The organism is Janthinobacterium sp. DSP2-3-3, assembly GCF_049897325.1.
Classification (GTDB): Bacteria; Pseudomonadota; Gammaproteobacteria; order Burkholderiales; family Burkholderiaceae_D; genus Janthinobacterium.
On record NZ_JAFCWA010000001.1, the window covers coordinates 287,635 to 312,808 of the forward strand.

19 protein-coding genes are annotated in these 25,174 nt (G+C 63.7%); 8 read left to right on the forward strand and 11 right to left on the reverse strand.

Annotation, left to right across the window (positions count from 1 at the left end):
* The first annotated feature begins 8 nt into the window (after positions 1–8).
* Entirely contained in the window at positions 9–2,912 is a 2,904-nt protein-coding gene (locus ACP7DE_RS01430) for an ATP-binding protein (RefSeq protein ID WP_426070412.1), read from the forward strand.
* Here the strand turns inward: ACP7DE_RS01430 and ACP7DE_RS01435 are convergent.
* Complete coding sequence (locus ACP7DE_RS01435; RefSeq protein ID WP_426070413.1) at positions 2,897–3,808, reverse strand: alpha/beta hydrolase; 912 nt, start codon at positions 3,806–3,808, stop codon at positions 2,897–2,899. The genes ACP7DE_RS01430 and ACP7DE_RS01435 overlap by 16 nt on opposite strands.
* A gap of 46 nt (positions 3,809–3,854) precedes the next feature.
* Complete coding sequence (locus ACP7DE_RS01440) at positions 3,855–7,004, reverse strand: NAD(P)-binding protein (RefSeq protein ID WP_426070414.1); 3,150 nt, start codon at positions 7,002–7,004, stop codon at positions 3,855–3,857.
* 199 nt (positions 7,005–7,203) lie between these two features.
* Between ACP7DE_RS01440 and ACP7DE_RS01445 the strand changes: the two genes are divergently transcribed.
* Positions 7,204–7,746 carry a phosphohydrolase gene (locus tag ACP7DE_RS01445; RefSeq protein ID WP_426070415.1) on the forward strand — a complete coding sequence of 181 codons (543 nt, stop codon included), beginning with the start codon at positions 7,204–7,206 and terminating at the stop codon, positions 7,744–7,746.
* 362 nt (positions 7,747–8,108) lie between these two features.
* A complete protein-coding gene (locus ACP7DE_RS01450; protein WP_426070416.1) occupies positions 8,109–8,708 on the forward strand; it encodes a hypothetical protein in 600 nt (199 codons plus the stop codon).
* Between the two features lie 416 nt (positions 8,709–9,124).
* Here the strand turns inward: ACP7DE_RS01450 and ACP7DE_RS01455 are convergent, their stop codons facing one another.
* Positions 9,125–9,346, reverse strand: a complete 222-nt coding sequence (locus tag ACP7DE_RS01455) for a hypothetical protein (RefSeq protein WP_426070417.1) — start codon at positions 9,344–9,346, stop codon at positions 9,125–9,127.
* A gap of 220 nt (positions 9,347–9,566) precedes the next feature.
* On the opposite strand from ACP7DE_RS01455, the gene ACP7DE_RS01460 reads away from it, so the two are divergent.
* Together ACP7DE_RS01460 and ACP7DE_RS01465 are read left to right on the forward strand one after the other, a co-directional pair.
* Positions 9,567–10,160 (forward strand): chromate transporter, encoded by a 594-nt coding sequence (locus ACP7DE_RS01460; RefSeq protein ID WP_426070418.1) that lies wholly within the window; start codon positions 9,567–9,569, stop codon positions 10,158–10,160.
* Positions 10,157–10,741 (forward strand): chromate transporter, encoded by a 585-nt coding sequence (locus ACP7DE_RS01465; RefSeq protein ID WP_426070419.1) that lies wholly within the window; start codon positions 10,157–10,159, stop codon positions 10,739–10,741. The genes ACP7DE_RS01460 and ACP7DE_RS01465 overlap by 4 nt, the downstream gene beginning before the upstream one ends.
* Positions 10,742–10,743: 2 nt before the next feature.
* On the opposite strand, the gene urtE is transcribed toward ACP7DE_RS01465, so the two are convergent.
* From urtE to ACP7DE_RS01500, 7 genes are all read right to left on the reverse strand, one after another.
* Complete coding sequence (gene urtE / locus ACP7DE_RS01470; RefSeq protein ID WP_426070420.1) at positions 10,744–11,442, reverse strand: urea ABC transporter ATP-binding subunit UrtE; 699 nt, start codon at positions 11,440–11,442, stop codon at positions 10,744–10,746.
* A 2-nt stretch (positions 11,443–11,444) separates the two neighbouring features.
* Positions 11,445–12,275, reverse strand: a complete 831-nt coding sequence (gene urtD, locus ACP7DE_RS01475) for an urea ABC transporter ATP-binding protein UrtD (protein WP_426070421.1) — start codon at positions 12,273–12,275, stop codon at positions 11,445–11,447.
* Positions 12,272–13,387 carry an urea ABC transporter permease subunit UrtC gene (gene urtC, locus ACP7DE_RS01480; protein ID WP_426070422.1) on the reverse strand — a complete coding sequence of 372 codons (1,116 nt, stop codon included), beginning with the start codon at positions 13,385–13,387 and terminating at the stop codon, positions 12,272–12,274. The genes urtD and urtC overlap by 4 nt, the downstream gene beginning before the upstream one ends.
* Positions 13,384–14,985 carry an urea ABC transporter permease subunit UrtB gene (gene urtB / locus ACP7DE_RS01485; RefSeq protein WP_426070423.1) on the reverse strand — a complete coding sequence of 534 codons (1,602 nt, stop codon included), beginning with the start codon at positions 14,983–14,985 and terminating at the stop codon, positions 13,384–13,386. Before urtB ends, urtC begins: the two co-directional genes overlap by 4 nt.
* A gap of 67 nt (positions 14,986–15,052) precedes the next feature.
* Positions 15,053–16,306 (reverse strand): urea ABC transporter substrate-binding protein, encoded by a 1,254-nt coding sequence (gene urtA / locus ACP7DE_RS01490; protein WP_426070424.1) that lies wholly within the window; start codon positions 16,304–16,306, stop codon positions 15,053–15,055.
* Between the two features lie 242 nt (positions 16,307–16,548).
* Positions 16,549–17,337: a DUF4349 domain-containing protein gene (locus ACP7DE_RS01495; RefSeq protein WP_426070425.1), complete on the reverse strand. Its 789-nt coding sequence runs from the start codon at positions 17,335–17,337 to the stop codon at positions 16,549–16,551.
* 16 nt (positions 17,338–17,353) lie between these two features.
* Positions 17,354–17,977, reverse strand: a complete 624-nt coding sequence (locus tag ACP7DE_RS01500) for a transglutaminase-like domain-containing protein (protein ID WP_426070426.1) — start codon at positions 17,975–17,977, stop codon at positions 17,354–17,356.
* Positions 17,978–18,241: 264 nt separating this feature from the next.
* Between ACP7DE_RS01500 and ACP7DE_RS01505 the strand changes: the two genes are divergently transcribed.
* From ACP7DE_RS01505 to ACP7DE_RS01515, 3 genes are read left to right on the forward strand one after another with little or no spacing between them, the layout of a single operon-like run.
* Positions 18,242–18,829 (forward strand): DUF2760 domain-containing protein, encoded by a 588-nt coding sequence (locus tag ACP7DE_RS01505; protein ID WP_426070427.1) that lies wholly within the window; start codon positions 18,242–18,244, stop codon positions 18,827–18,829.
* On the forward strand, positions 18,826–20,697 hold the full coding sequence (locus tag ACP7DE_RS01510) for an Hsp70 family protein (protein ID WP_426070428.1): 1,872 nt from the start codon (positions 18,826–18,828) through the stop codon (positions 20,695–20,697). Before ACP7DE_RS01505 ends, ACP7DE_RS01510 begins: the two co-directional genes overlap by 4 nt.
* Before the next feature lie 2 nt (positions 20,698–20,699).
* Complete coding sequence (locus tag ACP7DE_RS01515) at positions 20,700–23,528, forward strand: Hsp70 family protein (RefSeq protein WP_426070429.1); 2,829 nt, start codon at positions 20,700–20,702, stop codon at positions 23,526–23,528.
* Positions 23,529–23,541: 13 nt separating this feature from the next.
* Here ACP7DE_RS01515 and ACP7DE_RS01520 read toward each other — a convergent pair whose 3' ends face one another.
* The gene (locus ACP7DE_RS01520) at positions 23,542–25,083 is read right to left on the reverse strand and encodes a CHASE2 domain-containing protein (protein WP_426070430.1); all 1,542 of its coding nucleotides are present in this window, start codon (positions 25,081–25,083) and stop codon (positions 23,542–23,544) included.
* Positions 25,084–25,174: the final 91 nt, after the last annotated feature.

Genomic DNA, 25,174 nt, shown 5'->3' on the forward strand with positions numbered 1-25,174 from the left:
ACTCATCGATGCCAGCCCACCCGCCCCCATCCCGCCACCGCGCTTCCTGCTCCCGCGTCAGCGCCTGGCTATGCGGCTGGCCGCTTCTGTGCGGCCTGCTGTTCGGCGTGCTGGGCTGGGCGGGCGCGGCGCAGGCATCCACATTGCCCCTGAGCGAGCAAGGCATCCAGCACCTGGGCAGCGGCGGGCAACTGTTTTTCGCCGGAAATGACGCCGCGCCGGCCGATGCCGCCGCCCTGCCCGCCTGGCTGGCGCGCCAGCGCCCGGCCGACCAGGTCGACCTGTTCGGCGGCGCCTACTGGCTGCATGCGCGGGTACGCAACGACAGCAGCGTGGCGGCCTGGGTCATCGACCCGAACGACACCCTGATCGACCTGGTCGACCTGCACGTGTATGGCCCCGGACCGCACACGGCGCCGCACACCTTGCTGACGGGCTACCAGCGCCCGCACGAGTATTTACTGCACTACGGCAGGAACGTGCAGCTGGCGCCGGGTGCCACGTATGACATCCTGATTCGCTTTTCCAGCCCCTATTACGCGCGCGCGCCCCTGTTCGGCGTGACGACGCAGCAGGACTACCGCAAGCTGGTGGGCAAGGAAAACTTCCTGATGGTCGCTTCCATTGGCGCCCTGCTGGCGCTGGGCCTGTTCAATTTTTTCATCTTTTCCATCACCCTGGAAAAAGCCTCGGCCTATTACGCGCTGTACGTGCTGACGTATGGCCTGGCCTGGGCCATGACCTTCCACGTCTTTGCCGACCTGTTCGACTGGCACCTGCTGCAACTGCATTACGTGCCGTTTTTCCTGCTGCCCGTCTTCAGCACCCTGTTCTACACGCATTTCCTGCACCTGCGTGACTACTCGCCGCTGCTGTATCGCATCAGCAAGGTCAACCTGGTGCTGCCCCTGCTGCTCTTGCCCAGCTGCTTCTTCGCCCTGTCGTATGCGCACACCTTGGCCACCATCGCCATCAGCATCTGGATGCTGCTCGCCCTCATCTGCGGCATCGTCGTCTGGTGCCGCGGCTACCAGCCGGCGCGCTTCTTCGTGCTGGCCTTCGTCGCCCTGATGCTGCCCGGCTTCCTCATCTTGCCGGCCAACCTGGGCCTGATGCCGGCGATGGTGGCCAATGCCCAGTTGGTGACCTTGCTCGGCGGCACGCTCGACGGCTTGCTGCTGGCCTTTGCCCTGGCCGACCAGATCCGCCTGCTGCGCAACAACCTGGAACAGCGCGTGCAGGAACGGACCTTGGCGCTGACCCTCAGCAACGATGCCCTGCTGAAGGCCAAGGAGCACGCGGAAGTGGTCAGCCGTCACCGCATCGACTTCCTGTCGGCCATGAGCCACGACATCCGCACGCCGCTGGCCGGCGTGATCGGCATGCTGAAATTCGCCCTGCGCGACCAGTCCGTCAAAGGCCGCACGCAGGAATACCTGCGCATCGGCCTGCACAATGGCGTCTCGCTATTGACCATTCTGAATGACATCCTCGATTTCTCGAAGATCGACGCGGGCAAGCTGACCCTGGAAACGCTGGACTTCGACTTGCTGGCGCTGATCGGCGACGCGGCAGGCATCGTGCAGGGCCAGGCCGACGCCAAGAGCCTGCTGCTGCGCCGCGAACTGGCGCTGGACCTGCCGCGCTACGTACGCGCCGATCCCACGCGCCTGCGGCAAATCCTCATCAACCTGCTGGGAAACGCACTGAAATTCACGGCGAATGGCGAAGTGCTGCTGGAAGTGCGGCGCGCCCGCACGCCGCCGCGCCGCGATGGCCGCAGCGACATCGACTTCATCATCAGCGATACGGGCCCCGGCATCGACGCGGACACCTTGCCGCGTTTGTTCCAGAAATTCGAGCAGGCCGACCATTCCACCACGCGCCGCTACGGCGGCACCGGCCTGGGCCTGGCCATCTGCAAGGAACTGGTTGAACTGATGCAAGGCACGATCGGCGTGGAAAGCCGTGTCGGCATCGGCTCGCGCTTCCATTTCACCTTGCCGTTGCTGGACGGCAGCGCGCCGGCAGCCGACGCGCGTCGGCCGACACGCCAGGCGCGCCATGCCTGCCGCCTGCGCATCCTGTGCGCCGAAGACGTGCGCACCAACCAGATCATCATCGGCACCCTGCTGGAAGGCATGGGACATGACGTGACCATCGTGGAAAACGGCGAGCTGGCGCTGCATGCGCTGGGCACGGGCGCCTACGACTGCGTGCTGATGGATGGCCGCATGCCGCTGATGGATGGCGAACAGGCCGCGCGCCTGATCCGCAACGGCGGCAACGGCCAATTCCCGATTCCCGACGCGCAGATTCCCATCCTCGCGCTGACGGCCAACGCCAGCGAACATGACCGGCAACGCTACCTGGCCGCCGGCATGGACGACTTCCTCAGCAAGCCTGTCGACGAAACGCTGCTGTTCAGGAAAATCGACGCCATCATCGACCTGCTGCTGGCGCGCGGCCACGCACTGCCACCGGCCATGCCCACCGCGGACGATACCCTGGCGCGCCAGTTCGGCCTGGATGACGCCAGCATCCCGGCGCAGGCGGAAACGCCGGCGCCGGCCGATCCCATGACGGCGCCCGTGCACATCCTGCCGCTGGCAGGCTTGTCGCCGCAGCACTTGCAGCGCATCGCGCAAGCGTTCCTGATGGAAGCCCCGCGGCGCCTGGACCTGGCGTGCCACGCCGTGCGCGATGGCAACGCCAGCGCGGCCGCGGCCGCCTTCCATGCCTTGAAAGGCAGCGCCGGCTACCTGAGCCGCCCCACCCTGCACAGCCTGTGCCACCAGATGGAAACCCTGGCCTCGAATGGCCAGCTCGATAATGTGGAGCCATTCCTGCCGCAGCTGCAGGCGGCGCTGGAGGTGGCGCGACGCGACCTGGAAGCTCAGCCCGCCGGCTGAGCCATCCAGCCATGTACCTGCAGCCACGCCAGCAGCAACTGCGGCCAGACGGCCGGTGCGCTGCCCGGCTTGCCCAGGCCCCAGCCATGGCCGCCGCTCTGGAACTGCTGCAACTCGACAGGCACGCCCGCGCGGCGCAGTGCCGCTGCCATCAATATACTGTTCTCGGGCGGCGCAACCGGATCGTCCAGCGCCTGCGCGATAAATGTGGGCGGCGTGCGCGCATCGACGTGCCGCTCCACCGATAGCGCATCGCGCGCCGCCTGCGTGGGCTGACTTCCCAGCAACTCTTTCTTCGCATGCGTCGTGTCGAATGGCCGCTGCATGGTCAGCACGGGGTACAGCAGCACGGCAAAGTCGGGCCGCGCAGATACCCCATCCATCGCATCGACGGGCGCATACAAGACTGCATCGGGCTGGACGGCCGTCATGCCGGCCAGGTGCGCGCCGGCGGAAAAACCCAGGATGCCGATGCGCGCCGCATCGATGCCCCATTCGGCCGCCCGCGCGCGGATCACGCGCATGGCGCGCTGGCCATCCCGGAATGGCGCGGCCACACCGCCGCCCTCCCGCGGCAAACGGTACACGAGTTCAAACGCCGTGATGCCCTGCGCCTGCAGCCAACTGGCGGCCGGGCCGCTTTCCTTGCCCGCCTCGATATGCGCATAGCCGCCGCCGCTGATCAGCAGAATGGCCGTGCCGTTCGGACGCGCCGGGCGGTGCACCAGCAGATACGGTTGCTCGACCTGCGTGATGGAGCCTTTGGCGCTGTCGCGCTGCGGCCCGGGCGCCGCGCCACCGGGCGGCACGCCGGTCCACAGCAGGATGACGCCCGCCGGCGCGGCGCCCGCATGCAGGTGGACCAGGACAAGACACAGCAGCAACAGGCGTTGCATGATTCGCTCGCGCAGGACTCGATGAAACGCCATGATAAGCACATCGCTAGAAATCCGTCTCGCCCTGGATCACGGCCGGATAGCCCGTCATGGCGCGCGAAGTCTGCATGCCGGCCATCACGGCCGCCTCCACGCAACCCGCGTTCAAACCCGTCTTGATCCAGTCGCCCGTGAGGAACAGGTTGCTGAACCCTGACTGGTCGGTGGCCAGCCGGTACTGCGTGCTGCCCACCACCGACATCACGTAGCGCTCGGACGGGTCGACATTGGCGCGCCAGTACTGGCTGTCGAAGCGCGCCGGCCCCGTGCCAGCCTTCGCGTCGACCAGCCATTGCCACGGAAACGCCCCCGGCGCGCCCGCCTCGGGCCACAGCGCGCCGATCTCGCGCTCCAGCTGGTGCAGCGCTCCCTCTTTGGCCCTGGCCGCGCAGCGGGCGGGAAAGCCCGTGTCGGTGACGGGCGGGTAGCTATCGACGGGAAAAGCGCTGCAAAAATACGAGACGTTTTTCGGTTCCAGCCCCGCCGGCCAGTCTTCGTGCGCCAATAATTGATCCATGGGCGCCCACGTGTCGTACGGCTCAGTGAAGGCCGACAGCACGGGCTGTTGCCCTTTCGGCTGCGTGGTCCAGCCCATCTGCGCCAGGTTTTTGTTCAGCCACACCTGGTACGCCTGCGTGGCCACCGTTTTTACCTTCTCGGCCGCGAGTTGCAGGGCCGGGCTTTGCGCCAGCAATTGCGGGCACAGGGCGGGCAGCGAGCCGATGGAAATGCCGAACACCACCTTGTCGAAATCCACGCCCTTCTTCAATACCGTGGCGGGCAGCGCGCGGCCGAACGCTTGCTGGTACTGCTGCGGCCAGTCGCTCCAGTACGATTCCAGGTTGACTTCCTGCGCTTGCAGCAGCGCCGCCTGGGCCGGCTCGATCTGCGCGTAATCGGGCGCGCTGGGCCAGCATGCCAGGCCTTTGACATCCACCAGCGGCGCGTAGCCGGCGGCCGGGTCCTTCAATTGCACCTGCTGCGTGATGTGGATGCTGTCGATGTCACCCGCGCCCGGCACCAGTTCTTCCACGCGCTGGAAGAATTTGAATTCCACTCCCCTTTTTTTCAGCACTTCGTACATCGGCGTGAAAATCGTGTCGCCCATGCCGGCCTGCATCTTGAACATGATGCCGCCCTTGTAGGCCAGGCCGATGCGCGCCATCGAGCGCAGCAAGGTGCCCGCCTCGATATTCGGCTTGGAAAAATCGCCGCCCTCGTAGGCGAAAACCAGGTCGTAAAAGCCTCGCACGGGCGCCGAATTGACGCTGAACTGCTCGTCGCCGCCATGTTTTTTCAGCCAGGCGCGGAAGTCGATATCGTTGATGACGTCAAAGCCGTTCTTGAACACGCCATCCTCGAACATGCCTTTCATGACGGTGATGCCCAGGTCCAGGCAGGTGAACAGTCGGCGCAATTCATCGTCGCCATCGATCAGGGCGCGGTAACGCAGGCGCAGCCAGGCGCGGATGCCGTTCAGGGTGCTGGCCAGCAGCTGGTGGCGGGCCTGGTCGTGGCGCGTGGAGTCCGGCGCCAGGTCGGCCACCAGCGCTGCCAGCGCGCCCACGGACAGGCCCACGTCGAGGCCCAGTTCATCGGCTTGCCCCACCACTTCATCGGCCAGGCGGCGCAGCCAACCCGGCCACACGCCCCCGCCTGGCGCCGCGGTGGCACTGGCACTGGCACGCTCGATGCGCGCGTCGGCGTCCGCCACTTGCCGGATCTGACGTATCCATTGCTCGATCCAGCCCACCATGGCGATGGCCATCTGCCACAGGGTGATGTCTTCGCCACCCTCGCCCGGCTCGCCCGGCAAGGTGGGAAAGACGATGGACCAGTTGCGCCACTGGCCCTTGACGTCTTCCGACAGGGCCACGTAATCGTGCTGCTTGAAAGCGTCGCGCCAGGTGGCCAGCGGGGCGCCGGGCGGACGCTCCAGGCTGGCGTACGCTTCCTTGATCATTTTGAAGGCGTTCGCATAAAAGCCGAACCAGATGTGCAAGCCGTGTTCCTCGATGCGCTGGCCCACTTGCGCATTGCGCCCGCTGGCGCCCTTGCCGCCCAGGCGCCAGCCCAGCTGGTAGACGGTGATGGCGTGCTGGTTTTGCCAGCCCGGCTGCTTCGTCAGATAATAGGCGGTGGTCATGGCCGCCACGCCGCCGCCCAGAATGGCGATCTTTTCCGGGGTGATGCGGGAATTGTCGACCAGTTCCTCGCCCGGCATGGCCGTGAAATCGAAGTTCACATTGAACGGCAATATCGCCGCCTGCGGTCCCAGCTGCAAGCCCAGGGTCTGGTCCAGCGGAAAGCTGTCGAAGGCATGCAGCGTGCATTCGTATTCATAACCGAGCAGGCGCGCGCTGTGCAGGCGGTTGATCTCGGCCGGCGCGGCTACCAGGGCCTGGTACACGGCTTTCACGCCGGCGCTGTCGGGGAATTGCTTGAGGAAGATCTGGTCGATGCGGGGCTTGCGCAGCAGCGACAGGATATCGGCCCAGCCGGCCTGGTCCATGTCAAAGAAATCCGGGATGGAGAGGAAAACCGTAAAGGCTTGCTCGATCAGTTCGAGGAAACTGTTGACGGGCTTGTGCTGCCCCGTCTGCACGGTGGCATTGACTTCCAGCAGCGGGTGCAGCGCCAGTTTGGTTTCCGGCGAAAAATGCTGGAAACCCTTGGCGGCGACGGAACAGCGCAGCGGCTCGCTGCCGGCGGCGGGAATGTCGTATTCGCACAGGTATTTCGGATAGCCGAACAGTTCGCGCCCGTTGATCAGGGCCATGGCGTCGTCGACAAAAATATGGCACGGGTACCAATAGATATGCGCGAGCTTGCCCGCCGCATCCATCTCGCCGACCATGATCCAGGTAACGATGTCGACTTCCGTGATCCAGCCCTTGGCCTGGTCGACGGGGTTGCTTGAATCCGCATGGTTGACGCGCGTAAATGTCAGCATCACATACGGCGACAGGGCTTTCAGGGTCATCTTGCGGCCCGCCACCTGGTTCAAAGTGATATTCACGGTCGCTTGCAGTTTCGCCAGATCGCCCCTGACGAAATAGCCGTACATTTCCGACTGTTTCAATTGCAGCGGCGAGTGCATCATCACCGAACCGCCCTGATAGATATACGAAGGTCTTGCCGAAGGTTGCGCCGTCATTGCCCTGTCCCCTTTAAGTTTCATTCAAACAAGATTGCTACAGTGTATGAGAAAGATCAATGAATGATATGAAATAAATTAAAGGGTTTGCCAAGATGCATAGGCTCGGCAGAAAGGAGAAAAGTACAAGCGAAATGCAGGTGGCGGCCATCCGGTGTAGGATGGATCATCCGTGCAAAGCAGGTGAGCTAACCCAGAAATGATTACTACCGACTACGTATCGACCTATTCCGGCAACCGTTTTTATCCCTTGCGCCCGCATATCGACAAGGTCGCCATCGAAGACATCGCTCACGGGCTGGCTTACCAGTGCCGCTTCAATGGACAGACGCAAGTGTTTTACTCGGTCGCCCAGCACAGCCTGATCGTCGCCGAGCTGGTACCGCCCCAGTTACGCCTGGCCGCCCTGCTGCATGACGCGGCAGAAGCCTACCTGGGTGATATGGTGAAGCCCCTGAAAGTGTTGTTGCCGGAATTTTCCGTGCTGGAAGATAAGGTCAGCGCCATCATCGCCGCCACCTATGGCCTGGATTTTTCCGATTACGCGCCCATCAAACGAGCCGACCTGATCGCGCTGGCCACGGAAAAGCGCGACCTGATGCCCCACTCGGCCGAGCGCTGGGCTTACCTTGACGGCATCGCCCCCTTGCCCGGTATAATCGAGGCCATGGGTCCGGCCGAAGCCAAGCAACGCTTCCTGCACGCCTTTGCCCAGCTGGGCGGCCTTGGGCTTGCGGCATGAATGCTTCCACCCTGCCGCACGAACGGGCGCTAAGCCACGGTTTTTGCACGACTCTTTTAGATATCCACAGCAACTGTGGATAAAGTTGTTGATAAGCCCCTCTTGACAAGCCGCAACACCAGTATTGATGCGGCTTTCAACAATTTGCTGATTTCACAGGCATTTTTTTACCTCAATGAAATCAATGACTTAGAATCATGATTTTGCGCTAGCGCAAAGTTACTCGACCACCATGAAAATATATTTTGCTGTGCATCTGCAATCTTGCTCCAGGCCGTCTTGTCTGAACAGCATTGTTTTGACAAACCCCGCAGACTGGCATAGTGTGGAGTGAGCGAGCACGATCAACGGTGGATAAATGCATGAATATGGATAGCGATAGCACCGCCAAGGGGGCGGATGAACCCGACTGGCTGATCGACGAGCCACCCGAGCGGGCAGACGCGGCGGCAGACTCCGCCAACGCGGCGCCATGGCGCGTGCTGATTGTCGATGATGACGTCGATGTGCATGTGGTGACCAAATTCGCCCTCAGCCAGGCCAGTTTCCAGGGTCGCAGGCTGAGCTTTCTGCACGCCTATTCGGGCGCCGAGGCGCTGAGCCTGCTGCGCAGCACGCCCGATATCGCCGTGGTGCTGCTCGATGTCATCATGGAAACCCAAGATGCGGGGCTGCAAGTGGCGCGCCAGGTCCGCGAAGACCTGCACAACAGTGCCGTGCGCATCATCCTGCGCACGGGCCAGCCTGGCCAGGCGCTGGAACACCGTATCATCATCGACTACGATATCAACGATTTCTGGTGCAAGACCGACCTGACCACGCGCAAATTGTTTACCACCGTGATTGCCTCGCTGCGCACCTACGCCACCTTGCGCGAAGCGCAGCAACAAGTCGCCGAGCTCGCTGCCGCCCTGGCTCAGTGCGGGGACGCGCCAGCGGCACCGGCCGGCGGCACGCCCTGACCGTCCGCCGCTACTTTCAGTCATAAAAACAAGAGCACTGGATAGGCATACAGGCTTCTGGCACGCCCCATTTTGTCCCATCTTGCTGCCCGATTGCATGCGCTGGCTGGCCCCACTTCCTAAGTGGCGGATTGTTAAGCGCTTTTTCAGATATCCACACGGACTGTGGATATCTTTGTGGATAAGGACCTATTGACAAGCCTCAAAGCCACAGCCCGTGCGGCTTTCAATAAACTGCTCAATCAAACAGCAGAAATAAAAACCATTAAAATCAAGCACTTAGAAAGTCACACATAATCACAAGAAAATTATTTCGTCAGTTTCGCTAACCCATCATTTGTGCATAACTGAGCCGTAATGATCAATCCGACAACATCAAACTAGGGCTGCCGGCAACACAGTTGCCGTGCGGACACTCAGTGCACGGTCTGGCGGCGCTGCTCCGGGTGCAGCAGCACGCGCTCGATCAATTCGGGGGAGACATTGTATGACTTCAGGTATTCCAGTGCACACAAGGTACTGAAGGCAGCCTGCACGGCGATGCCCAAGTTGACGATATCGGACATCTTCTGATCGAGCCGGGCATGCAGCATCACGGTTTTGACGGGCATATGCAGCGTTTCTGTGGAATTAGGCATGATGAACAACTCCTGCGAAGGGGGAAGGAGGGGCGGAGACGACATACCGGTGCGAACTGCGCCAGCGCGGACAGGAACAGCGGTCATGTTGTCGATAAAGTATTGCTGATAAACTCTCGATGTCAATGGCAGGGAAACATGAGCCGCGGTTTTTTTCTTGCAGGCACAACTGGAGCCGAAAGCGATGGACAAGCGCAATCGGCCACGGCGATAATCAGCCATGCCCTCCTCCCCCCTTTCCGCCCTCCCGCCCGACCTGCCCCGCCCGCAACCCGCCTCGCTGGCCGACCTGTTCTTCTCGTTCACCTGGCTGGCCCTGCAGGGATTCGGCGGCGTGCTGGCCGTGATCCAGCGCGAAATGGTCGAGCGCAAGCGCTGGCTGACGCAAGAGGAATTCCTGGAAGACTGGGCCGTGGCGCAAATCATGCCGGGGCCGAATGTTGTCAACCTGGCGCTGATGGTGGGCGGGCGCTATTTCGGCTTGCGCGGCGCGCTGACGGCGCTGGCCGGCATGCTGGCCGTGCCCCTCGTCATCGTGCTGCTGCTGGGCGTGCTGTACACGCACTTCGGCGACAATCCGCAGTTGGCGGGTGCATTGCGCGGCATGGCGGCCGTCTCGGCCGGCATGATCGCCGCCACGGGCGTGAAACTGGCGGCCGCGCTGGTCAAGCATCCGCTGCCCCTGTGGCTGACCTTGTCCATCACCGTGCTGGGCGTGCTGATGGTGGCGATCTTCCGCTGGCCCCTGCTGTACATCCTGCTGGGCCTGGGTGGCATAGCCTGCCTGCTAACCTATCGAAAGCTGTCCTCATGACTCCGCCCTTGCAACTGGTCTTGAGCGCGGGCGACTGGCTGAACCTGTTCGGCCACTACCTGATGCTGTCACTGATGTCGATCGGCGGCGCCATTTCCACCACTGCCGAAATGCACCGCTTCCTCGTCGAGCAGCACGGCTGGTTGACACAGGCGCAATTCAATGAATCAATTGCCATCGCGCAAGCCGCGCCCGGCCCCAACGTGCTGTTCGTCGCCCTGATGGGCTGGAACGTGGGCATGAATGCGGGCAGCTACACGGCCGCGTACCTGGGCGTGCTGGTGACCATGGTGGGCATCATGCTGCCCAGCACCACCCTCACCTACGTGGCAGCCCAGTGGGGCTACCGCAACCGCGACTTGCGCCCCGTGCGCGCCTTCAAGCAGGGCATGGCGCCCATCGTCGTGGCCCTGCTGATTTCCACCGGCATGATACTGGGCGGCGCCAATCACGACATCCGCACGGACTGGCCCTTGTGGAGCCTGTCCATCGTGGCCGGCATCATCATCTGGCGCACGAAGCTCCATTTATTGTGGCTGCTGGGGGCCGGCGCCGTGCTGGGCTGGCTGCAGCTGGTGTAAGCCTACACGGCCAGGTGGCGCTTCACCTCGTCGCCATCCATCTGTTCTGCCTTACCGCTGGCGACGACACTGCCGCGCGACAGCACGATGAATTCGTCGGCCAGTTCGCGGGCAAAGTCGAAATACTGTTCGCACAGCACGATGGCCATGTCCCCGCGCTGTTTCAACAAGGAAATGACGCGGCCGATATCCTTGATAACGGACGGCTGGATGCCTTCCGTCGGTTCGTCGAAAATGATCAGCCGTGGCTCGGCCAGCAAGGCGCGGGCGATGGCCAACTGCTGTTGTTGTCCGCCGGACAAGTCGCCGCCACGCCGCTGCAGCATCTCTTTTAATACCGGAAACAACGCATACACCTGGGGATCGATGCGTGTAGCGTGCCTGCCCGTCTTGACGGCCAAGCCCATCAGCAAGTTTTCCTCGACCGTTAAGCGCGCAAAGATGTCGCGCCCCTGTGGCACATATGCCATGCCCAGCTTTGCCCGCGCATGCGGCGCCAGCCTGGTGATATCGCGGCCATCGAGCACCACCTTGCCCTGCGCCACGGGCAACACGCCCATCAGGCATTTCAATAAGGTCGTCTTGCCCACGCCATTGCGCCCCAGCAAGGCCAGGCATTCCCCCTTGCGCGCCGACAAATTGATGCCGCGCAAGGTATGCGAAGAACCATAGTATTGATTTAATTGTTGCACTTCGAGCATGATTACCTTCCCAGATAGACTTCGATGACCCGCTCGTCGGCTTGCACTTCATCCATGCGCCCCTGCGCCAACACGGCCCCTTCATGCAGCACGGTGACGATGCCTTGCTGGGCAATCTCCGTGACGAAACCCATGTCGTGCTCGACAACCATGATGGAATGCTTGCCGCGCAATTCATTGAGCAGCTCCGCCGTGCGCGCCGTTTCCGCATCCGACATGCCGGCCACCGGTTCATCCAGCACAATCAGCTGCGGCTCCTGCATCAAGAGCATGCCGATTTCCAGCCACTGCTTTTGCCCATGCGACAGCAAACCGGCCGGCCGCGCCTCGTGGCCATTGAGGCGTATCAAGCGCAATATGGATTCGATCTTGCCTTCCTGCTCCGACGTCAGGCGCGCAAACAGGGTGGGTGCCACGCGCTTGTCCATCTTCATCGCCAGTTCCAGGTTGTCGAACACCGTATGCTGCTCGAATACGGTGGGGCGCTGGAACTTGCGACCGATGCCAGCGTGGGCGATTTGCGCTTCCGTCATGGTCGCCAGGTTCATGGTCTGGCCGAACCAGGCCGTGCCGGATGTGGGCCGCGTCTTGCCCGTGATCACATCCATCATGGTCGTCTTGCCCGCCCCGTTAGGGCCGATGATGCAGCGCAATTCGCCCACGGAAATATCAAGGCTCAGCTTGTTGATGGCCTTGAAGCCGTCGAACGACACGCTGATATCTTCCAGATACAAAATCGCGCCATGCGTCGTATCGACACCCTCGCCTTTCACGCGGGAATAGGTGGCGCCCGCTTCGGCGCTGGCCATGCCGGGCAACATGCGGATACTCATGCTGTCTCCTCTGCCACGACGGCCTTGCGTTTGAGCTTCTTCAACACGCCCAGCATGCCTTGCTGCATGAACAGGGTAACGACGATGAACAGCAGGCCCAGCGCGAACAGCCACAGTTCCGGCAAGGCGGCCGTGAACCAGCTTTTCAAGCCATTGACGGTAAAAGCGCCCAGGATGGGGCCGATCAAGGTGCCGCGCCCGCCCACGGCCACCCACACGACCATCTCGATGGAGTTCGCAGGCGACATTTCGGACGGGTTGATGATGCCCACCTGCGGCACGTACAGGGCGCCGGCGATGCCGCACAGCATGGCCGACAAAGTCCACACAAAGAGCTTGAACCACAGCGGGTTATAGCCAAGAAACATCAAGCGTGCCTCGCTGTCGCGCACGCCCTGCAGCACCCGGCCCAGCTTCGAGCGGACGATGGCGCGCGCCCCCACCAGCGCCGCTAGCAGGATCGCCAGGGTCAACAGGAACAGCACGGCCCGGGTGGCGGGCGCCGTGACGCTATGGCCGAGAATGGTCTTGAAATCCGTGAAACCGTTGTTGCCGCCAAAGCCGGTGTCATTGCGGAAGAACAAGAGCATGAAGGCATACGTCATCGCTTGCGTGATGATGGAAAAATACACGCCCTTGATGCGCGAGCGAAACGCAAAGTAGCCAAACACGAAGGCAAGCACGCCCGGCACCAGCACGACGAGGGCCATGCAATACCAGAAATGTTCCGTGAAGGCCCAGTACCATGGGTAAGTTTTCCAGTCGAGAAAGACCATGAAATCGGGCAAGCTGCTGTGGTACTGGCCCTGATCGCCAATGGCACGCATCAGATACATGCCGTGCGCATACGCGCCAAGGGCAAAGAACACGCCGTGTCCCAGCGACAGGATACCCGTGTAGCCCCAGACGAGATCCAGCGCCAGCGCGGCCAGCGCGTAGCACATGAACTTGCCCACCAGCGCCACCGTGTAGGCGGACACGTGCAGCGCATGCCCTTCGGCAAACGCCAGATTAAAAATCGGCAACAGCGCCGCCAGCACAGTACAAACGGCAATGGCCAGCCAGACGGGCCGGGGAAACAGGCCCTCATTGACACGGAGTGAGGTAATCATTCGACGCTGCGTCCCTTCATGGCAAACAGGCCCTGCGGCCGGCGCTGGATAAAGATGATGATGAACACCAGAATGGCAATCTTCGCCAGCACGGCCCCCGCCACCGGTTCGAGGAATTTGTTCACTTCGCCCAGGCCCAGCGCGGCGATCACGGTGCCGGCCAGCTGGCCCACGCCGCCCAGCACCACCACCATGAAGGAATCGACGATGTAGCTTTGCCCCAGGTCCGGACCCACATTGCCCAGTTGCGACAGGGCCACGCCGCCCAGCCCCGCGATGCCGGAACCGAGGCCGAAGGTCAGCATGTCGACCCTGCCCGTGGCCACGCCCACGCAATCGGCCATGCGACGGTTTTGCATAACGGCCCGCACGAACAGGCCCAGGCGCGTCTTGTTCAGGATCAACCACACGGCCACCACCACGACGATGGCAAAGGCGATAATGGCCAGCCGGTTGTACGGCAGCACGAGGCCGCCCAGCACGGTGACGCCGCCCGACATCCAGGCGGGATTGGCCACTTCCACGTTTTGCGCGCCAAAGATCGTGCGCACCGTCTGCATGAGGATCAGGCTGATACCCCAGGTGGCCAGCAGGGTTTCCAGTGGCCGCCCATACAGCCAGCGGATCACCGTGCGTTCGAGCACCACGCCCACCAGGCCGGCGACAAAGAAAGCGGCAGGCAGCGCAGCCAGCAGGTACGCATCCTGCATGCCGGGCAGGTAGGTGCGGAAAAACAGCTGGCATACATAGGTCGTGTAAGCGCCTATCATCAGCAGTTCGCCATGCGCCATATTGATGATGCCCATCAAGCCAAACGTGATGGCCAGCCCCAGCGCGGCCAGCAGCAACACGCTGCCCAGCGAAATGCCGTAGAACACATTGCCGGCGAATTCCATGCGCGACACTCTTGCCTTGATCTGGCGCATGGTCTCGATGGCGGCCAGTTGCACGGCTTCATCGGGCTCGCCAGCCATGCCGTCAGACCCCGTTTCCAGCATGGCTTGCAGCACGGGCAGCAAGCGCGCATCGCTGCTGCCGGCCAGCGCTTGCACGGCTTGCTTGCGCGTGGCGGCATCGGGTGCCTGCAGGTTGGCGCTGGCGATCAGCACTTGCAATATCTGTTGAATGTCAGCATCGCTTTCCCGCCCCAGGGCGGTGCGGATCAGGGGGATTTGCGCGGGATCAACAGCCTTTTGCAAGGCTTGCGCGGCGGCCAGCCGGGCGCTGCGTTCCGGCGCCAGCAACTGCAAGCCCGACAAGGCACCCGCCACGGCCGCGCGCAAGCGGTTGTTGACCATCACGCCATCGATGCCGTCCGGCACCGGACCAGTCTTGCCGCTTGCCGGATCGTAGGCTTGCTCGCCGTCGACGATATACACCTTGCCATCGGGCGTGGCATACAGGCTGTCATCCTGCAAGGCTTGCAGCACGCGGGCGGCCTCGGGTGTGGCCAGCGCGGCGATCTGGGCGACGGCAGCGACCCTGGTGTCGGGGTCGTCGCCGGACAGCGGTTTCAGCAGGTCAGGAGGGATGGCGGCCTGCGCCACGGATGACAGGCACAGGCAGGCGTAGACCAGCAGCGATGTGAATAGCCTCATTGATACCCCGGGAAAGCGTTGATGGTCAGCACCACCGGACGCATGCCCGATGGCGCAGGCGTTGCTTTTACAGCTTTTGCTTACCCTCATTGCCCTTGATATACGGGCTCCACGGCTGTGCGCGTATTGCTTCCTTGGTTTTCCACACGACATTGAATTGCCCATCGGCCTTGATCTCGCCGATCATCACGGGCTTGTGCAAATGGTGATTCGTCGCGTCCATGGTCAAGGTGAAGCCCGATGGTGCTTTCATGCTCTGGCCGGCCATGGCGGCGATCACCTTGTCTGTCTCCGTCGACTTGGCTTTTTCCACCGCTTGCGCCCACATGTGGATGCCGACATAGGTCGCTTCCATGGGGTCGTTCGTCACCACGGAACCCGCGTTCGGCAACTTTTTCGCCACCGCATACGCCTTCCACTGCTTGATGAAGGCCATATTCGCAGGATTCTTGACGGATTCGAAATAATTCCAGGCCGCCAGATGACCGAGCAAGGGCTTGGTATCGATGCCGCGCAACTCTTCCTCGCCGACGGAAAACGCGACGACGGGCACGTCCGTGGCTTTCAAGCCCGCATTACCCAGCTCCTTGTAGAACGGCACGTTCGAATCGCCATTGATGGTGGAAATGACGGCCGTCTTGCCGCCCGTGGAAAACTTCTTGATGTTGGCGACGATGGTTTGATAGTCGGCGTGGCCGAACGGCGTGTAGACCTCGCTGATATCGCTATCCTTGACGCCTTTGCTTTTCAGGAAGGCGCGCAGGATCTTGTTGGTGGTGCGCGGATACACATAATCCGTGCCCAGCAACACGAAGCGCTTGGCGCCGCCGCCATCCTTGCTCATCAGGTATTCGACGGCAGGTATCGCCTGCTGGTTCGGCGCGGCGCCCGTATAAAACACATTCTTTTCCAGCTCCTCGCCCTCGTATTGCACCGGATAAAACAGCAGGCTGTTGAGTTCCTTGAACACCGGCAAAACCGACTTGCGCGACACGGATGTCCAGCAGCCGAACACGACGGACACTTTATCTTGCGCCACCAGCTGGCGCGCTTTTTCCGCAAACAAAGGCCAGTTCGACGCGGGATCGACGACGACGGCTTCCAGCTTCTTGCCCAGCACGCCGCCCTTGGCATTGATCTCGGCGATCGTCATCAGGGCCACGTCTTTCAGCGACGTTTCGGAAATGGCCATGGTGCCCGACAGGGAGTGCAAGATGCCCACCTTGATGGTATCGGCGGCCAGGGCTGCCTGCAGGTAAGTGGACGTGGCCAGGGCCAGTGCGCCGGCGGCGGCCGCTTTCAGGATGATGCGTCGTGACATGGAGACTCCTGTGATGGGTTCGTGGGGGTCGAGCTGGGCATACGATGTTGTTAAAGCAGAATGCATGCCAGCACCAGCAGACGTCCGCCATGGTGCACGCTGCCAACGCCGCACGAAAAAAAACCTGGCTGCACAAGGACTGTGCAGCCAGGTTTCAAATTGCCGTAAAACGGTGCGCCGGGCGCATCAAGCGTTGTGTATCAAGCGTTGTGTATCAATCCTTGTGCATCAAGCGTTGCGCATCAATTCTTGCGCGGCACTCCGCGCAGGCGGCGCCAGCCCTTGCGGCCCAGCGGGAACAGCAGCACGAAAGCGATCAGCCACGGCAGGATGTAGGCCATGGCCGTGATGGCGTTGGCCACGCCTTGCGACAGGTTTTCCGTGAAATTGCCCAGCGCGCGCTTGACGGGCCGCCAGAACGATTGCTTGCCTTCGGCGCTGATGGCCACGTTCAGCAAGTCCGTATCGATGCGCTGCATCAACAGCGCATTGGCCGCTGTCGCCTGCTCCAGTTCCACTTGCACGGTGGCCAGTTCCTTGGTCACCTTGATCAAGGCATCGACGTTCGCGCCTGAGCGTTTTTCCAGGTCTTGCAGCTGCGCCTGGTACTGCTTGAGCATTTCCAGGCGTTTCTTGCTGTCGAGCACAGGACGACCGAGGTCTTCTACCTTGGTACCCTGGCTGGTGACGTCGCCTTCGGCCGCGACCAGCGCGACGAGCTTCTTGATGCCGGCCGGTTTGGCGCGCATGCTGATGCGTGCGTGCACGTAACGGCCGCCGTCGACGCTGGAATCGAGCAGAAAACAGCCATTTTCCGTATCGGCCTTGCAGGCGGCGACCACTTTTTCATACAGGGGCCGCACTTGCGCCTCGTGCGTATCGACGCTGACATTGTGTTCGTAGGCAAGAAACTCGCTGCCCTTTTCCTTGCCATCGAGGCGCGCGGCGCTCGATTGCCCGCCGCTCTCGCCCTTGCTGCCGCAACCGGCCAGCAGCAACAGGCCAATCAGACTAATAGAGATTTTTTTCATGATTTCTTTCTTTGGATTATTTGCTAAGCGGAAGCATCTCGACATCGGGCAAATGCGCCGCCACGTCCTGCACGGTCGCATAGCCGGTCAGCGCAGCCACCACCTGCGGCAACGGTGCCGGCCAGATTTCCGGCAAATCGCGCTCTTCGGGCGCCAGCACGGGAAAGGCCAGCTGTTCCTGCGGTGGCGTGAAGGCGGCCGCGACGCCCGGCTTGTTGCCGCGCGCATCGATGCGGTACCAGCCAAACTCTTGCAAGTACACGGCATTCAAGCCATGCAGGCAAAACGGCGGCCCCGCTTCACCGACGGCCAGGCGCTGGTAGCACAGGCCGGCAGGAATGCCGTTGGCGCGCAGCAGCGCGGCCAGCAGATGGCTCTTCGCATAACAATAGCCCGTGCCATGCTGCAACACGTCGGAAGCGTGGCAGGTAACGGGATTGCGCTGGTAGTCCCAGCTGTGGGCGATCTCGTCGCGCACGAAGGCAAAGCAGCGGGCCGCGATGGCGGCATCGCCCGACATATCGCCCGCTACCCCAGCCGCCAGCGCGGCCGCCCTGGCGCGCACGGCCGGATGGTCGCTGTCTATGTAGGTGCTGCTGGCTAGATATATGGAAAAGTCGGGAGAAAAGTCGGTAGACATGGCATCAAGGTCATGCAAAAAGATAATGCGCGATTCTAGTCGAAGCAGGCCGAAATCGAACGTTTCCTTGCGCAGGAACAAAGAAAATCCACGCCGCAGGCAAGCTGAAACAGGGGCGGCGACTTTGGCGCCGACGCCGTAGCTGGTATCATGCGGGCAAACGCAGCCGGCCATATTGGCGCGGCACTTGCACTACCCTGCGAAGCGGCCCCGCCACCCGGCGCGCCGCCGACGCCACCCTACAGATCAGAGAAACGAGTTCCCATGAGCACACCATCGTCCCACCCATCGTTCTGGCGCCGCGTCCCGCTGGCTTTCGGCGCCTTCTTCAGCACCCTGTCGGACGCTGCCTATGCAGCCCGCGTGGAAAAACTGTCCTTGCCCGAGGCCGCCCCCGTGGCGCCAGTGGCTCCGGCCCCAGCGCCAGCCCCCGTGCCGACGCCGGTCGCCGCGCCCGTCATTTTGAAAGAGGCCACGCCGGACGCGGCCCTGCAATTGCTGGCCCTGCTGCAACGCGAAGCGCGATTGATCGACTTCACCCAGGAAAACCTGGGCAGCCATGCCGATGCCGACATCGGCGCGGCTGCCCGCGTGGTGCACGAAGGCTGCGCCAAGGTCATGCGCGAGTATTTCACCATCGAGGCCGTGCGCCAGGAAGCCGAAGGCAGCCGCATCGTCCTGCAGGAAGGCTTTGACTCGGCCAGCGTGCGCCTGACGGGCAACGTCGTCGGCTCGGCCCCATTCACAGGCACCCTGAGCCACCGCGGCTGGCGCGCGGCCAGCGTGCGTCTGCCGAAACTGAGCGAGCAGCACGACGCCGCCATCCTGGCCCCGGCCGAGGTGGAACTGTGAGCGATACCGTCAACCCTACCCCGCGCTACGCCATCGGCATCGACCTGGGCACCACCCACAGCGCCCTGTCATATGTGAACCTGATCGAGAGCGACGGCGAAAAGTCCAGCCACGGCGTGCTGAAAGTGCCACAATTGTCGGCGCCGGGCACGGTAGAGGAATTGTCGCTGCTGCCATCGTTCGTGTATCTGCCGCACGCCGATGAAGTGGCGGCGGGCGACCTGGCCCTGCCCTGGGTCACCGAGGAAGCGGAAGCGCCGTTCGTCGTCGGCGAAATGGCCCGCAGCCGCGGCGCCACCACGCCGATTCGTTTGGTCTCCAGCGCGAAAAGCTGGCTGTGCCACCCGGGCGTGGACCGCCGCGCGGCGATTTTGCCGAACGACGCGCCGGCCGAAGTCGCGCGCATTTCGCCGATCACGGCCGCCACGCGCTACCTGACACACTTGCGCCAGGCCTGGGACAACGCCCACCCGCAAGCGCCGTTCGCGCAGCAGGAAATCACCGTGACCATCCCCGCGTCCTTCGATCCGGCCGCGCGCGAGCTGACGATGGAAGCGGCGCAGGCGGCCGGTTACACTTCGCTCACCCTGCTGGAAGAGCCGCAAGCGGCCCTGTACAGCTGGATACAGACCAGCGAAGGGCGCTGGCGCAAGGAAGTCAGGCCGGGCGACATCATTCTGGTCGTCGACGTGGGCGGCGGCACCAGCGACTTTTCGCTGATCGCCGTGCTCGAACGCGACGGCGTGCTGGAACCGCACCGCGTGGCCGTGGGCGAACACATCCTGCTGGGCGGCGACAATATGGACCTGGCCCTGGCCCACCTGGTGGCGCGCAAGCTGGCCGCCAACGGCACCCAGCTCGATGCCTGGCAAATGCGCGCACTCACTTACGGCTGCCGCAGCGCCAAGGAAAGCCTGCTGGCCGACAGCGGCCTCGATGTGGCACCGATTGTCGTGCCGAGCCGTGGCTCGAAACTGATCGGCGGCTCCATCCGCACGGAACTGACGCGCGCGGAAGTGTCCACCTTCATCCTCGACGGCTTCTTCCCGCAAGTGGAAGCATCGAGCCGCCCTGCCGTGCGCACGCGCGCCGGCTTGACGCAATTGGGCTTGCCATATGCGCAGGACGCGGCCATCACGCGCCACCTGGCGGCGTTCTTGGGCCGGCAAGTGGCGGCGACGGCCGAACTGGAAGGCTTTGCGGGCCGCCAGGCGGCTGGCGCCAGCTTCTTGCACCCGACGGCCGTGCTGTTCAACGGCGGCGTCTTCAAGTCGGACTTGCTGGTACAGCGCATCATGTCCACCGTCAACGACTGGCTGTACCTGGAAGGCGCGGAACCGGCGCGCATGCTGGCCGGGGCCGACCTGGACCTGGCCGTGGCGCGCGGCGCAGCCTATTACAGCTACGTGCGGCGTGGCCATGGCGTGCGCATACGCGGCGGCACGGCCAGTGCCTTCTACGTGGCCATCGAGTCGGCCATGCCGGCCATCCCCGGCATGGAACCGCCGATCCAGGCACTGTGTGTGGCGCCGTTCGGCATGGAAGAAGGCAGCGAACTGGAACTGCCTGGCCAGCAATTCGGCCTGGTGGTGGGCGAGCCCGTGCACTTCCGCTTCTTCGCATCGTCCACGCGGCGCAACGACCAGATTGGCGACTTGCTCGATTTCTGGGGTCCCGATGAATTGCAGGAGCTGAGCGAAATCCAGGCGACGCTGTCCGCCGAAGGCCGTCAGGCCGGCGACGTGGTGCAAGTCAAGCTGCATGCGCGCGTCACGGAAGCAGGCACGCTGGAGCTCCTGGCCGTTTCCCCTGACGGCGCCGAGCGCTGGAAAGTGGAATTCGACGTGCGCGGCACGCCGCAGCAATAAGCATGCGCAGCGCGAAGGTGCAGCCGGCCTGGCTGGTCGGCATCGACCTGGGCACCACCAACACGGTGGTGGCATATGCAAATGCGGCCGATGCGCAGGCGGGCATACAGCTGCTCCCCATCGAGCAGCTGCTCGCCCCCGGCGAAGTGGGCGCACGCCCCCTGCTACCGTCCTTGCGCTACCACCCCGCTGCCGGCGAACTGGCGGCGGGCGATCTGCAACTGCCGTGGCCGCAGGGCGATGTCACCAGCACCGAGCACCCCGTGCTGGGCGCCATGGCGCGCCAGCTCGGTGCGCAAGTGCCGGGCCGGCTGGTCACCAGCGCGAAGAGCTGGCTATCACATGCGAACGTGGACCGCCAGGCGCCCATCCTGCCGTGGGGCGCAGACGCCGACGTGGCCAAGGTGTCGCCCGTGGCGGCCAGCGCCAGCTACCTCGCCTATGTGCGCGCCGCGTGGAATCACCGCTTCCCGCATGCTCCCCTCGAAAACCAGGAACTGGTGCTGACCATCCCCGCCTCGTTCGACGAGGGTGCGCGCGCACTCACCCTGGAAGCGGCCCGCTTGGCGGGGCTGCCCACCTTGCGTCTGGTGGAAGAGCCGCAGGCGGCGTTCTACGATTTCTTGCAGCGCCGGCGCGCCACCCTGCGCGCAGACCTGGCCAATACGCGCGGCATTTTAGTCTGCGACGTGGGCGGCGGCACCACCGATTTCAGCCTGATCGATGTGGCCTTCAATATCGATGGCGAACCCCAGCTCACGCGCAGCAGCGTGGGCAACCATTTGATACTCGGTGGCGACAATATGGACCTGGCGCTGGCCCACCTGGTGGAAACGCGCATGGCGGCAGGCGTGGAAGGCGTGGAAGGCGGCATGAAGCTATCGGCCGCGCGGCTGTCGCAACTGATGGAACGCTGCCGCGCCGCCAAAGAACTGCTGCTGTCGCACGATGCGCCGGAGAGCGCCACCGTCACCCTGCTGGGCGCGGGATCTCGCCTGATTGGTGGCAGCCGTTCCGTCGACATCACGCGCGAGGAAGTGGCGGCCATGGTGGTCGACGGCTTTTTCCCGATGGTTGAATTCAACGAAATAGCGAAAAAGGGCCGCGCCGGCATCGTCGAATTCGGCCTGCCATATGCGCAGGACGCGGCCATCACGCGCCACCTGGCCAGTTTTTTGCAGCAGCATCAAGGGGCACTGCGGGGTGCGCTGCCCGACACCTTGCTGCTGAACGGCGGCGTGTTCCGCGCCGACGCGCTGGCGCGACGCCTGGCAGAAACCCTGGCGCACTGGCGGGGTCAGCCCCTGACCATCCTGCACAACGATAATCCCGACGTGGCCGTGGCGCGTGGCGCCGTCGCCTACGCGCTGGCGCGACGTGGCCAGGCGCCGCGCATAGCCGGCGGTTCCCCGCGCAGCTATTTCCTCGTGCTGGGAGAAGCGGGCAAGGACAAGCGCGCCGTGTGCATCCTGCCGCGTGGCAGCGCCAGCGGCGAGGAAATCCGCCTCACGGAACGGCTGTTCGCGCTGCGCCTGGGCCGGCCCGTGCGCTTCCACCTGGCCACTTCCCTCTTTGAGGCGGGCACGCCGCCGCAACTGGGCGAGATCGTCGATTTGAGCGCCGGCGAGTATCTGCGCCTGCCGCCACTGGCCAGTGTGCTGCACGATAAACACGATGCCAGCGACAAGCGTGACATCACCGTGCAGCTGGCTACCGTCATGACGGAAGTGGGCACCCTGGAAGTGCATTGCGTGGCCGAAGCCGAAGCCGATGCCGATGCCGATGCCGATGCCGGCCAGCGCTGGCTGCTGGAATTCCAGTTGCGCGGTGGCGAGGAAGAGCCAGGCGATGGCGAGGCTCAAGCCGTTTCGCCACGCATCAAGGAAGCGGTCGAGAAGATCGAGCGCATCTTCGGCGGCAAGGCGCAAAAGGTCGACACCAAGGAAGTGCGCCAGCTGCGCCAGCACCTGGAACGGGGGCTGGGCGGGCGCGAGAGCTGGGATACGCCATTGCTGCGCCAGCTGTTCGATGCCCTCCTGCTGCGCGCCCGTGGCCGGCGCCGCTCCGCCGAGCATGAACGTGTCTGGCTGAACCTGGCCGGCTACTGTTTGCGGCCAGGCTACGGCGATGCGCTCGACCCATGGCGCATCGAACAGCTGTGGGCCCTGTTCGACACGGGCGTCCAGCATCACAAGGACAACCAGGTGTGCGCCGAATGGTGGACACTGTGGCGTCGCGTGGCTGGCGGCTTGAGCACGCAGCAGCAGTTGCGCCTGCTCGACGACTTCGCCTTCAACCTGCAAGCCGATGCAGCGCAGCGCGGCAGCCGCCCCGTCACCTTGGTCGACGGCAGCGACGACGACATGCTGCGCCTGGGCGCCTCGCTGGAGCGCATCCCCGGCGCCTACAAGGCCGAAGTGGGCGCCTGGCTGATCAAGCGGCTGGAAAAGGCCGACAAGAAAGGCGAAGCGGCGGATACGAATACCCTGTGGGCGCTGGCCAGAGTCGGCGCGCGCCAGCCCTTCCACGGCAGCGCGCATGAAGTGGTCGACAGCGCCACCGTGGCCGGGTGGCTGCACGTGCTGCTGGCGCTGGACTGGAAAAAAATTGAACCGGCCGCCTTCGCCGCCACCCACCTGGCACGCATGACGGGCGACCGCTCGCGCGACATTGCAGACGAGCTACGGGCCACCATCCTCGCCCGCCTGAAAGCTGTAGGCGCCCCGCCCCTGTGGCAGGCGACGGTCGGTGAAGTGACGCAGCTGGACGAAGCGGCTACCAAACGCATGCTGGGCGAGGCGCTGCCGCCGGGGTTGAAGCTGATCGGGTGATTGGCTTCCAGCCCTACACCAGCGCCACCACCAGCAGTACCAGCGCCAGCGGCGCCTGCACCAGCACGATGCCCGGATGCGTGCGGCGCAGCTGAGCCCAGACGGACAGGCCCGGCACTTCCTCGTGCGGATGGTGGGCTTCGTCGCGCAGCGACATGGCGTGCAGGAACATGCCGGCGATCAGGGGGCCGGGGTTGACCCACCAGCCCTGCTCGAGCAAGCCGCGCGACAGGTAAATGGCCAGCGCGCCGATGGCAAACGGCGAGGCCCACACCAGCACCAGCATCAGGCGAATGCCATAGAATTCCGCCAGGGTGCCCAGGCGGTGCAGGCGGCTGAAATCGTGATCGGCCATGCGCTGGTCGATGGCCAGCTCGGCCCGCCCGTACAAGGTCCACAGGCCGCCGAACAGGCAACCCAGCAACACACCGATGACGATATCGGCCACGAACACCGCATATTTGTTGACGTCGGCCGTGCCGATGCCCAGCGAGGTGTGGGCGGCCGCATGCAGATGCAAGCTGGCCTGCTCGCCTTCGGCCGTCGTATAGCGGTCGCGCACGTCATAGGTGCTGCCGATATACACGACGTTCTTGCGCAGTGCCCCGGCATCCACGCCGGCCTGGCCATCGATCAGTTTGACGCGCGTGCGCGTGGGGTTCAGGAATTGCGGCGCCACGGCGGCCGGGTGAAACGGCGCGGTGACGGCGTTCTGTTCGGCCGCCTCCTTGGCGTCGCCGCGGATGACGGGTTCGAACGCCCAGCGCGCCAATTCCTTTTCGCTGCCCGTGCGCTGCGCCAGCTGGCACACGCGACCGGCCAGCGCCAGCACTTCCTTTTGCTCCGACAAGACGGCCGGCATGGGCTGCTTCTGCTCCTGCTCGTCGGCGCCATGCGCCAGCTCGAAAGCCACGGCCGCCAGCACGGGGCTTTTCAGTTCGATGCGCGTGACGGCGCCCATGCGTTCGCGGATCCGCGGGCTGGCAAAATGGATGCCGGCGGCGCAGCGCGCGCGTATCCACGGCAGGTTCGCGTTCCGGTCCGATTGTTCGGGCAGGATCAGCACCAGTTGCCGGCCATCGGCGGCCAGCCGGTCGAGCAGGCGGTCCAACGGCCGCTCACCCGCTTTGTGCTGTTCATACACGGCCGGAGCCAAGTCCAGGTTGATGGCCAGCACCTTGCTGCCGCGCGCGGCGGCGCTGGCGATCAATTGCTCCAGACGCGTGCGTTCCAGCGGTTCGCGCTCGTCGAAGACCTGTTCGAACGCGGGCTCATCGATTTCAATGATGCCGGGCCGGTAGGCGGCGCCCGGATCCTTGCCCCGGTTCAGCAGCTGCCCCTGTTCCGCACTGGCGCGCAGCATGGCCGCATCGAGCCATTCGAGCACATGAAAACCTTCCAGCACCAGCATCAGCGCGGCGATCAGGCTGGCGCCGATCACGTGGTGCAGCAGATGCGTGCCCGTCAGTTTGAAGGCCGAGCCTAGCTGGGCGAGCGGCCACAGCAGGCGCCGCCAGAGCGGCGGGCGCGGTTGGTCCGGCTGGCTAGTTTCCACGGTGCATTCCCCTTGCGTACCTTGCTTGAATGATCATTCAAGCAACGGTGATAACAAAAGGACAGTGTATTGCAGTTGTGCCCGTTCCGCC